The sequence below is a fragment of the Flavobacterium sp. genome (assembly GCF_023151265.1).
GTDB lineage: Bacteria > Bacteroidota > Bacteroidia > Flavobacteriales > Flavobacteriaceae > Flavobacterium.
Genome location: NZ_JAKLJH010000088.1, coordinates 1 through 11,217, shown reverse-complemented (window position 1 = coordinate 11,217; position 11,217 = coordinate 1). Strand labels below are relative to the sequence as shown.

Annotated in this window: 10 protein-coding genes; 3 read left to right on the top strand and 7 right to left on the bottom strand. The window is 32.5% G+C overall.

The window, feature by feature from the left end:
* From L6Q46_RS09170 to L6Q46_RS09145, 6 genes are all read right to left on the bottom strand, one after another.
* Positions 1–320 (bottom strand): PIG-L family deacetylase (locus tag L6Q46_RS09170; protein WP_363315872.1); only part of this gene is annotated, 320 nt, incomplete at its 3' end.
* An 84-nt stretch (positions 321–404) separates the two neighbouring features.
* Positions 405–941 carry a mechanosensitive ion channel domain-containing protein gene (locus tag L6Q46_RS09165; protein ID WP_291284049.1) on the bottom strand — a complete coding sequence of 179 codons (537 nt, stop codon included), beginning with the start codon at positions 939–941 and terminating at the stop codon, positions 405–407.
* Positions 934–1,518: a Maf-like protein gene (locus L6Q46_RS09160; RefSeq protein ID WP_291284048.1), complete on the bottom strand. Its 585-nt coding sequence runs from the start codon at positions 1,516–1,518 to the stop codon at positions 934–936. The genes L6Q46_RS09165 and L6Q46_RS09160 overlap by 8 nt, the downstream gene beginning before the upstream one ends.
* Complete coding sequence (locus L6Q46_RS09155) at positions 1,511–2,434, bottom strand: geranylgeranylglycerol-phosphate geranylgeranyltransferase (RefSeq protein WP_291284047.1); 924 nt, start codon at positions 2,432–2,434, stop codon at positions 1,511–1,513. Before L6Q46_RS09155 ends, L6Q46_RS09160 begins: the two co-directional genes overlap by 8 nt.
* Positions 2,435–2,657: 223 nt before the next feature.
* Positions 2,658–3,185, bottom strand: coding sequence for an HAD-IIIA family hydrolase (locus tag L6Q46_RS09150; RefSeq protein ID WP_291284046.1), 528 nt, complete (start codon positions 3,183–3,185; stop codon positions 2,658–2,660).
* Entirely contained in the window at positions 3,169–3,927 is a 759-nt protein-coding gene (locus L6Q46_RS09145) for a Rossmann-like and DUF2520 domain-containing protein (RefSeq protein WP_291284045.1), read from the bottom strand. The genes L6Q46_RS09150 and L6Q46_RS09145 overlap by 17 nt, the downstream gene beginning before the upstream one ends.
* 107 nt (positions 3,928–4,034) lie before the next feature.
* Here L6Q46_RS09145 and L6Q46_RS09140 point away from each other — a divergent pair, with 107 nt between their 5' ends.
* The gene (locus L6Q46_RS09140; RefSeq protein WP_291284044.1) at positions 4,035–6,536 is read left to right on the top strand and encodes a T9SS type A sorting domain-containing protein; all 2,502 of its coding nucleotides are present in this window, start codon (positions 4,035–4,037) and stop codon (positions 6,534–6,536) included.
* A gap of 101 nt (positions 6,537–6,637) precedes the next feature.
* On the opposite strand, the gene pheT is transcribed toward L6Q46_RS09140, so the two are convergent.
* Positions 6,638–9,067 (bottom strand): phenylalanine--tRNA ligase subunit beta, encoded by a 2,430-nt coding sequence (pheT, locus tag L6Q46_RS09135; protein WP_291284043.1) that lies wholly within the window; start codon positions 9,065–9,067, stop codon positions 6,638–6,640.
* Positions 9,068–9,335: 268 nt separating this feature from the next.
* Here pheT and L6Q46_RS09130 point away from each other — a divergent pair, with 268 nt between their 5' ends.
* Entirely contained in the window at positions 9,336–10,841 is a 1,506-nt protein-coding gene (locus L6Q46_RS09130; RefSeq protein ID WP_291284042.1) for an aldehyde dehydrogenase family protein, read from the top strand.
* Between the two features lie 76 nt (positions 10,842–10,917).
* Positions 10,918–11,217: DUF779 domain-containing protein (locus tag L6Q46_RS09125; protein ID WP_291284041.1), on the top strand; the 300-nt coding region annotated here is incomplete at its 3' end.

Sequence of the window (11,217 nt, the reverse complement as noted above, 5' to 3'; positions counted from 1 at the left end):
TCGATTCTTCTGGCTGCTAATAATTCTTGCGTTCTGATAGCACCCAATTTCTCTCTTAATTCGGTTCCAATTAAATTTTGCCCGCCATCGCCACGAGTTAGCGATAAATAAGCGGTTTGTGCGTGATAATGATTGGAAAAATAGGTAATAAGTTTCGTGTTTTCATCATCAGGATGAGCCGCAACATACAATACTTTTCCTAAAAAATTTAGTTTTTGAACTTGCTCATAAATTTCAACTGAATTCAGTTTTTGTGGTGCTTGAGCGAATGCTACGATTGAAATAAAAAATATAAAAATTGAAGTAAAGCTTCTGTTCATTGCAATGGTTTTGTTTCAAAAATAAGGAAATAAAAAAAAGGAAGTTTTAATTGCTTCCTTTTTAACAGATTTTTATCAGTTGATTTAATCAAAAAACTCTTTTTCCTCTATAGGTTTATTTACAACCGAAATTCCTTTTTGCATTAATAGATTATTTGGATAAGTAATCATTTCGCCATCGCTAGTTTTTAGTACAACGTAAAATGCTTTAATATCCTCAATTTCGCCTTCTATTGGATATTCTTTATCGTGAATTTTAATTTTATCGCCAATTTTAAAAGGGTAAGAAAAAAAGATGATAATTCCAGCGGTAATATTGCTTAAAATCGACCATTGAGCAAACGAAGCAACACCCACAACCGCAAACACAGAAGAAATGAAAAGTAAAATTTGATCTTTCTTAACTCCCCAAATGATAGTTATGGAAATCAAGGCTAAAATCCCAAGAAGTAAATTTATGTATTTGATAATCAAATTTGTACGATGTTCTAAAACTTCATTTAATCTTGCAAAACGTTTGACAATTTTAGCAATACTAATTCGTAAAATAACATAAAGAAGTAGCACAACAAGTGTTGCAATTTCTTCGTGTAAATATGGATTATCAATAAGTTTAAGCATAATTCATTAATTTTTGAAATAATATTTCGGTAGGCAACCCTACAACATTCGTATACGAACCTTCAATTTTTGAAATTCCGATTAAACCAATCCAATCCTGAATTCCGTAACTTCCGGCTTTGTCAAAAGGTTTGTAATTATCAAGATAATATCTGATTGCTTCATCAGATAAATTAGCAAAAGTAACTTTGGTCACACAATGAAAAACTTCTGTTTTATCAATCGATTTCAAGCAAACAGATGTAATCACTTCGTGCGTTTGATTGGCCAATTGTTGCAACATTTGAAAGGCATTGTCATAATCTTTTGGTTTGCCCAAAGCTTTTCCATTTAGCCAAACAATGGTATCACTAGTAACTAAAACATCGTTTTCATTTAGTTCGTTTTCGAAAGCACTTGCTTTTAATTCGGCTAAGAAATTGGTAATTTCTTCCGCTTGTAAATGTTCTGGATAGATTTCTTCAATTTCCTTTAGGCGAATGGTGTAATGCAAATCCATTTCCTTAAAAAACTGCTGTCTTCTTGGCGAACCCGAAGCTAAGATAATATTGATTTTATTTAGTTTCTCTTTAAGCATTGGCTAATTTTAAATTGAAAACAATTACAGCAACCGATAAAATCCCAAAGAATAAAATGATTTTCAAGACCAAACTCAAATGATGATATTCTTTTTTCGTTGCGGCATTTAGTAATTTCACTCCGAAATAAATTAGTGGTCCAACGATTAAAATCATCGCATAATACACTACATAATCCAATTCGAATAAATTAGAATTTACATAATACGCTAAAATTCCGATTGAAATTACGGTTAAAACACCCACAACTATTTTCGTTTTTTGAACTCCGATAGCGATAGGTAAGGAGTTAATTCCTGATTGATAATCGCCATCCATATCTTCCATGTCTTTTACAATTTCACGAATCAAATTGATGATAAAAGCAAAAATGGCATAATGCATTAAAATATCAAAGGCTTCTTTCATTCGGAAACGATTATCCACATCAATTGCTGGTAAAATATCGAATAATCCAATGATGATAATACTTGTTGAAAGCATCAAGGCTACTACCACATTTCCAAGAACTGGAATTTGCTTGAAACTAGTAGCATACATATAAAGTAAAGTCGCCACCAAAATAAACATCGAAGCAAAAGTAGGTTTGTAAATTACATTGGAAAGATAAAATCCAATTCCTACACCAACAATCGTCAAACCAATGTACCAATTATACGCCACCGTTTCCGAAATAGAAACACCCACCACACGGTTCTGAGGTTTCGCAATTTCATCGGTATCTTGATCCATAATATTATTGATGACATAACCACCCGCCGCGATACAAACTGTCGCAATGACTAATAAAATATAATTAAAATCGGTTAAGGCTAAGTCTACATACGATTGTGCTAAAAATAAATAACGAAACACTAGTTGCATGAAAGCTAGCATTAATAAATTTTGGTATCGAATTAGTTTTAGGTATTTCATGTTTGTTTTTTTGTTTCAAGTTTCAGGTTTCAAGTTTTTTGAAATGCAGATAGAATAAATTTTTAAAATCTTTTATGAACTTTAATTGAAGTAAAATATAACTTAAATTTTACTTACATGACTTATATGGTTAATTGTTTAGCTCAAAGTGACACAATTTCAATCACTATTTTTTTGCGTCCTTTGCGAAAAATCTTTGCGCTCATTGCGTTAAAATCAACTTTTAATCAAACTTGGCATCAAAATGTTCCATCCATTTGCCTTGCACTTTCATTACTTGTTCGATAACGTCTCGAACGGCTCCTTTTCCACCTTCTACGTGCGAAATGTATTTGGAAATTCCTTTGATTTCTGGCACAGCATTTTGTGGACACGTTGGTAATCCTACTAATTGCATTACATGATAATCTGGAATATCGTCACCCATATATAACACATTTTCTGGTTTGATATTGTAAATATCAGTGAATTCTTTGAATGTTTCTACTTTATCAGAAATACCAAGATGAATATCGGTAATACCCAAATTTCTCAAGCGAACGCGAACTCCTTCATTGCTTCCGCCTGAAATAATACAAACGGTGTAACCATTTTCGACAGCGGCTTTCATGGCATAACCATCTCTAATGTTCATATTACGAAGCATTTCGCCTGTTGGGGTTACGTGAATAGTTCCATCGGTTAGCACTCCATCTACGTCGAAGATGAAAGTGGTGATTTCGTTCATGAGTTCTTTATAACTTTTTGACATGTTGTATCGATTGTGTAAGTAATTGATATAGGTTTTTATATTCGGGATTTTCTAAGAAATCTAGATGTTTTTCAATGGTTTTGGTGTCGTTTCGTAAAGCCGGACCTGTTTGTGCTTCTTTTGGAGAAAGTTCCATAATTTTATGAGCTGTTTCCTGAATTAAAGGATGCAATACTTCAAACGGAACGTTGTTTTCTTCGCAAATTTCATTTCCAATTTGGTACAAATGATTCACAAAATTACAAACAAAAACAGCCGCTACGTGTAAACTTTTGCGTTGTTCCGAAGAAATTCGAACTACTTTTTGTGAAATGCAATTTCCTAATTCTTCTAAAAGTTGGTAATCCGATTCCTTTTCAGCTTCTAAGCAAATGGGAATAGGAGCGAAGTCAATTTCTTTTCCTTTAGTAAACGTTTGTAATGGATAAAAAACCCCTTTTCGATTCTTATCATGCAATACTGAAATATCAGAAGTTCCAGAAGTATGCACTATCAAACGATTTTCAAACGGTAACTGCGCAGAAACTTCCGCAATGGCATTATCCGAAACCGAAATAATGTACAAATCGGCTTCTATAATTTTATGATAATCAGCTGTAATTTTTTCCTCAGGAAGCAAATGCGATAAATGGCTAGGGTTACGAGCAAACGCTTGCACCAAATCTACATTTTTAGCTTGCAACAACACCTGAATTAAGTGTTGGGCAACATTTCCAGAACCGATTAAAACGACTTTTATCATGGTGCTAAAATAGTGAATTTTGAGGAATTTTCCTGCTCAAAATATTTTTAGATTATACTTTGATATTTAGTGATTTATCTTACTTTTACTCCTTTAATTTCTTACAAATGAAAAAACTTTACTTTTTATTCTTTTTTACTATTGGTTTTTTAGTTAATGCGCAGATTGTAAATATTCCTGATGCGAATTTTAAAGCAAGGTTATTAGGAGCTAATGGAGGACTTTATGCATCAACGCAGGAGCCTGTTTATAATCCTATTAATCAAAATTGGGAAATTTCAACTTTTGATTTTATTGATACAAATGGAGATGGTGAAATTCAAGTAAGTGAAGCACAAGCAATAAAATATTTACATGTAACTTCTTCACCTGGAAATAATAATATTACTGATTTGACGGGTATTGAGAGCTTTACAAGTTTAAAACATTTATCAAGTACATATAATGAAATTAGTGCTATAAATTTAACTCAAAATATTGCATTGAAAAGTTTAGAATTATATGGATGCGGATTATATAACAATCTAAATCTTTCACAAAATACTAATTTAATTACTTTGAAATGTAGTTCTTCAGGATTGACAGATTTGAATCTTACAAGTAATGTTAATCTTGAGTATTTAGATTGTAGTTCAAATCTTCTAACCAATTTAGATCTCTCACAAAATTTAAATCTAAAATATTTAGAATGTAATAATAATCAATTGACTAATTTAAGCGTTTCAGGTTTGTCCAATTTGAAAAGATTGATAGTTTTTAATAATAATTTAACTAATCTTGACTTATCTAATTTATCAAGCCTAGAAGATTTAATGTGTAGTTCAAATCAGTTAACCACATTAAATCTTTTTGATTTGATTAACCTTAAGTATATAAGTTGTGATTCAAATTCTCTTACTAACTTAGATTTTTCTCAGAATATTAATTTAAATAATATTATTTGTGCTTATAATCAAATCGATAATTTAAATCTTAATGGGTTAATTAATCTTATAAATTTGAATTGTAGTAATAATTTATTAACAAATTTAGATGTTAGTGAATTATATAGTTTGAATGAATTATGGTGTAATGATAATCAATTAACTAAACTAAATATAAAAAATGGAAATGAAAATTGGGTTACTTTAAATTTTTTAAATAACCCTAATTTAAATTTTATTTGTGCTGATGAGGAAGTTGTAGATTATATTCAATGGATTTTTTCAGTAGAAGAAATTCAAAATTGCCACGTTAACTCATATTGCTCCTTCACACCAGGTGGAACATTCTATGAAATTTCAGGAAACACAAAACTTGATTTAAACAACAATGGTTGTGATGTTTCAGATATCAATTATTCTAACTTAAGATTTAATATTACTGATGGAACAATAACTGGTTCTTTAATAGCAAACCAAACAGGAAATTATTACATCCCAGTATCAGAAGGAAATCATACCATAACTCCAAGCCTTGAAAATCCAACTTATTTTAATATTTCACCAACCAGTTTTACAGTAAATTTCCCAACGCAAGCCAGTCCGTTTACGCAAGATTTTTGTGTAACAGCTAATGGTATTAAACATGATGTAGAAGTAGTGTTTATTCCTACTGTTCCAGCTCGTCCTGGTTTTGATGCTAATTATAGACTAGTTTATCGTAACAAAGGAAATCAAGTTGAAAATGGAAGTATTTCTTTAACTTTTGATGATGCTAAATTAGATTATGTTGCTTCAAACCCGGTTTTTAATAGTTCAGTGTTAAATAATTTAACTTGGAATTATACTAATCTGCTACCTTTTGAATCAAGAGAAATCGAATTAGTTTTAAATGTGAATTCTCCAATGGAAATACCAGCCGTTAACAATGGGGACCAATTAGATTTTCTCGCTCAAATTACTCCTTTTACCAATGATGAAGTACAATACGATAATATTTCTGCTTTAAAACAAATTGTAGTTGGTTCTTACGATCCAAACGATAAAACGTGTTTAGAAGGAACAACTATTACACCTAGTGAAGTTGGTAAATATGTACACTATGTCATTCGTTTTGAAAACACAGGAACCTATTCTGCAGAAAATATTGTGGTAAAAGACATGATTGATTTGGCTAAGTTTGATATTGCAACTTTAGTTCCACTAAAAAGCAGTCATGATTTTTACACAAGAATTAGTGGAAACAAAGTGGAATTCATCTTTGAAAGCATCAACTTAGATTTTAATGATGCTACGAATGATGGTTATGTAGTTTTTAAAATTAAAACGAAACCAACTTTAGTTTTAGGAGATACTTTTACCAATAACGCCAATATTTACTTTGATTACAATTTCCCAATAACAACGAATACGTACTCAACAACTGTTGCTGCTTTAAGTACGCAAGATTTTGATTTTGGAACCTATTTTATGTTATATCCTAGTCCAACAAAAGATGTTTTGAATATTCAAACAAAACAAGATGTAGCAATCAATTCTGTTGAAATTTATAATCAATTAGGACAAATTGTTATGGCGACTACAAATGTTGTAAACTCAGTTGATGTTGCTAATTTAGCTTCCGGAACGTATTTCGTAAAAGTAAATACGGAAAAGGGTAGTGCTAATACGAAGTTTGTGAAGGAATAGTTTTCTAAGATATGTAAAAATAAAAACTCCCGATTCATTTGAATCGGGAGTTTTTTTATGATTAAACCTGACAGGTTTCCGAAACCTGTCAGGTTTGTTAATTATCTTAGAGAAGCTCCTAACTGACTTTCAAAATTACCTTGTAACTTACTCATAATTTTATCAATTTGAGTGTCGGTTAGGGTTTTTGAATCATCTTGTAAAATGAAACTTACGGCGTATGATTTTTTACCTTCTGGTAAGTTGTTTCCTGTGTAAACGTCGAATAAATTTACGTCTTTCAATAAGCCTTTTTCGGTTTGTTTAGCGATGTTGTAAATTTGTTCGAATGGTACGTTTTCGTCTAGTAATAACGCTAAATCTCTACGAACTTCAGGATATTTTGGAATATCGGTAAATTTAATTTTCGTAGAAACGTATTTTTGAATTTTATCCCAAGCAAAATCAGCGAATAACACTTCTTGTTTGATATCGAAATGTTTTAAAACTGATTTTTTAACGGTTCCAAATTCTACAATTACTTCTTTTCCAACCGCTAAAGCTAAACCTTCTGCAAAAATATCATTTTCAAATGGTAATGAAGTTACTTTTTTATCTAATCCCAAACGACTTAAAATCGTGTTGATATAACCTTTAAACAAGAAGAAATCGGATTTTATTTGTGCGTTTGTCCAACTTTCGTTTTGTCTGTTTCCAGTTACTAACAACGTTAAGTGTTTGTTTTCATCATGACCATTAGCCGTTTTGTGGTAACTTTTTCCAAATTCGAAGAATTTTAAATCACTTCTTCTTCTGTTGATGTTGAAAGAAACCGCTTCTAATCCTGAGAACAATAACGATTGACGCATCGCTGATAAATCGCTACTTAATGGATTTAACATCATTACATTGAACTCTTCTTTTAAGTTTTCAGAAAGTTTTACGTAATCTGGCGTAGTCAATGAATTCGCCATCATTTCGTTGAAACCTAACGAACACAATTGGTTGGCAATGATATTTTGTACTTTATATTCTTCCGTTCTTGATGAATAAGCTGTTGTTGCATTTACTTTTGAAGGGATTTTGATGTTGTTATATCCGTAAACACGTAAAATTTCTTCAATAACATCAATTTCGCGAGTAACATCCACACGGTAAGAAGGAATTGTTAATCCTAAACCTGCTTCGGTGATACTGTTAACTTTGATATCTAATGAAGCTAAAATTTTCTTAATCGTTTCTGGTTTAATTTCTTCACCAATGATTTTATTCACTTTGTTGAAATGAATAAACACACTGAAATCTTCAATCTTTTTAGGGTAAATATCCACGATATCAGAAGTAATTTCTCCACCCGCCACTTCTTGAATCAATAAAGCCGCACGTTTTAAAGCGTATTCTGTAATACTTGGATCGATTCCTCTCTCAAAACGGAAAGAAGCATCAGTACTTAACGTATGTCTTTTCGCAGTTTTTCTAATAGAAACTGGATTAAAATAAGCACTTTCTAAGAAAATAGCTTGTGTTTTTTCAGAAACTCCCGAAGTTTTTCCTCCGAAAACACCCGCAATACACATTGGACCACTTTCGTCACAAATCATTAAATCTTCTTCGTGCAAAGTACGTTCGATATCATCTAAAGTAATAAATTTAGTTCCAGCCGGAACCGTTTTTACTACTACTTTATTTCCTTTAATTTGAGCCGCATCAAAAGCGTGTAACGGTTGACCTAATTCATGTAAAACGTAATTCGTAACGTCAACAATATTATTTTTTGGAGTTAAACCAATCGCTTTCAAACGGTTTTGTAACCAATTTGGAGATGGTTTCACGGTAACTCCAGAAATCGTAACCCCACAATATCTTGGTGCTAATTTGTCGTTTTCAACTTTTACATCGATTTTTAACGTACGTTTTTCTACTTTAAATTTACTTACCGATGGTGTAATTAACTCTGAAGTAGTCCCTTTTTGAAGAATACCAGCACGTAAATCGCGAGCCACACCCATGTGAGACATAGCGTCAGCACGGTTTGGAGTTAATCCAATTTCGAACACTTCGTCTGTTTCAATTTCGAAAACTTTTGAAGCTGGTGTTCCTGGTTTTAAATCTTCATTTAAAATCATAATGCCGTCATGACTTTCGCCTAAGCCTAATTCGTCTTCAGCGCAAATCATTCCGTGACTCTCTTGTCCGCGGATTTTACCTTTTTTAATTTCGAATGCGTTTCCTTCTTTGTCAAATAACTTGGTACCAATAGTCGCCACAGGAACTTTTTGTCCCGCTGCCACATTTGGAGCACCACAAACAATCTGAACAGGCGCGTTTCCGTCACCTAAATCAACTGTTGTAATTTTTAGTTTATCAGCATCAGGATGTTTTTCGCATGTTAACACATGACCAATCACAACGCCTTGTAAACCACCTTTTAAACTTTCGTATTTGTCAACGCCTTCTACTTCTAAACCTAAGTCGGTAAGAATATCGGCAATTTCTTCAGATTTTAAATCGGTTTTAATGAATTGTTTTAACCAATTGTAAGATATACGCATTTTGTATCGAATTTTAAACGGCAAAGATACTTTATAAAATTAGAATTTAGAAATTAGAATTTAGAAATTTTGAACAGCTTTTTGGTGATAAGTTCAGAAAAGCAATATTGTCAATTTGATAAATATTTGAGTTAAAAATTAATAGAAATGTAATTTTTAGATGTTAAAATTGAGCCAATATCAGTTTTGTGCTATTAAATGAAATAATTGTGCTATTCTAAAATAAGAATTGAATCTAAATTTGATAAACAAACCTAAAATCAAAATTATGAGTAATTTAATTCAAAGACCACAACTAAAAGAAAAGTACGATAATTATATCAATGGAAAATGGACAGCGCCTTCAACAGGGCAATATTTTGAAGTACTTTCACCAGTAGATGGTAAATTAATGGCAAAAGCGGCACATTCGGCTAAAATGGATGTTGAAATGGCTGTAAATGCAGCCGATGAAGCTTTCAAAACATTCAGTCAAACTTCGGCTACTGAGAGAAGTATAATGTTAAACAAAATCGCAGATAGAATTGAAGCTAATTTAGAATACATCGCTGCGGTTGAAACCTTAGATAACGGTAAAGCCATTCGCGAAACTATGGCTGCGGATATTCCGTTAGCAATTGATCATTTTAGATATTTTGCCAGTGTAATTCGCGCTGAAGAAGGTTCGATTACAGAATTAGATAAAGATACGGTTTCCATCATCGTTCATGAGCCAATTGGAGTTGTAGCCCAAATTATTCCTTGGAACTTCCCAATTTTAATGGCTGTTTGGAAATTGGCTCCAGCTTTAGCCGCAGGAAACTGTGTAGTGTTGAAACCAGCAGAAAGTACACCAATTTCAATTATGGTGTTAATGGAAATTATTGGTGATTTAGTTCCAGCAGGAGTTATTAATGTCATCAACGGTTTTGGAGCAGAGTTAGGAAGAACTTTAGTAACCAATCCAAAAGTGTGTAAAGCAGCATTTACTGGATCGACAGCGACAGGTAGAATGGTAATGCAATATGCTACAGAAAACATTATTCCAGTTACGTTAGAATTAGGTGGAAAATCACCAAATATTTTCTTCCCATCGGTTATGGATGCTGACGATGAGTTTTTAGATAAAGCTCTAGAAGGAGTTGCTCTTTTTGCCCTAAATCAAGGAGAAGTTTGTACATGTCCATCAAGATTATTAATTCACGAATCGATTTATGATAAATTTATCGAAAGAGTATTGGAAAGAGTAAAAGCTATCAAAATGGGGAATCCATTAGATCCAACGGTGATGATGGGTGCTCAAGCTTCACAAATTCAAAAAGACAAAATTCTTTCCTACATTAATTTAGGTAAAGAAGAAGGGGCTGAATTGTTATGCGGTGGTGATGTAAATCATTTAGGTGGCGATTTAGAAGGAGGTTATTACATCCAACCAACTTTATTCAAAGGGCACAACAAAATGCGTATTTTCCAAGAAGAGATTTTTGGACCAGTTTTAGCGGTTACGACTTTTAAAACTACAGAAGAAGCTTTAGAAATTGCTAATGACACCATGTACGGATTAGGTGCAGGCGTTTGGACGCGAGATGCCCATGAATTATATCAAGTACCAAGAGCTATTCAAGCAGGACGTGTTTGGGTAAACCAATATCATGCTTATCCAGCAGGAGCGCCATTTGGAGGTTATAAGCAATCAGGAATTGGTAGAGAAAATCACAAAATGATGTTAGACCATTACCGTCAAACTAAAAATATGTTGATTTCTTATAACAAGAATAAATTAGGATTCTTTTAGTAGATAATTTTTAATTTAAAGTCGCGATTCATGATTAATTTTATTTTGAACTCGCGACTTTTTTTATTTGTAAACTATGGAAAAAATAAAACGATTAGAAGCTACTGAAAAGGCAATAGAATTGATCAAAATCCTTTCGGATAAGTTTGGTGATTTGATGTTTTATCAAGCAGGCGGTTGTTGCGAAGGAACGCAGCCTCAATGTTTTGAAAAAGGTGGATTTTATTTGCGCTATGGCGATGTTTGCATTGGAACGATTCTGGGATTTGAATTTTGGGTGGACAAAGATTTGTTCGAATACTGGAAACACGCTCATTTTACGCTTGATGTAACGGATGGAATAGGAGCAGGAGGATTTTCATTAGAAACCCCTTAC

Bases quoted from the DNA above. Each gene is read 5' to 3' on its own strand.
- L6Q46_RS09165 (WP_291284049.1), bottom strand. From the start codon at position 941: ATGCTTAAACTTATTGATAATCCATATTTACACGAAGAAATTGCAACA.
- L6Q46_RS09160 (WP_291284048.1), bottom strand. From the start codon at position 1,518: ATGCTTAAAGAGAAACTAAATAAAATCAATATTATCTTAGCTTCGGGT.
- L6Q46_RS09155 (WP_291284047.1), bottom strand. From the start codon at position 2,434: ATGAAATACCTAAAACTAATTCGATACCAAAATTTATTAATGCTAGCT.
- L6Q46_RS09150 (WP_291284046.1), bottom strand. From the start codon at position 3,185: ATGTCAAAAAGTTATAAAGAACTCATGAACGAAATCACCACTTTCATC.
- L6Q46_RS09145 (WP_291284045.1), bottom strand. From the start codon at position 3,927: ATGATAAAAGTCGTTTTAATCGGTTCTGGAAATGTTGCCCAACACTTA.
- L6Q46_RS09140 (WP_291284044.1), top strand. From the start codon at position 4,035: ATGAAAAAACTTTACTTTTTATTCTTTTTTACTATTGGTTTTTTAGTT.
- pheT (WP_291284043.1), bottom strand. From the start codon at position 9,067: ATGCGTATATCTTACAATTGGTTAAAACAATTCATTAAAACCGATTTA.
- L6Q46_RS09130 (WP_291284042.1), top strand. From the start codon at position 9,336: ATGAGTAATTTAATTCAAAGACCACAACTAAAAGAAAAGTACGATAAT.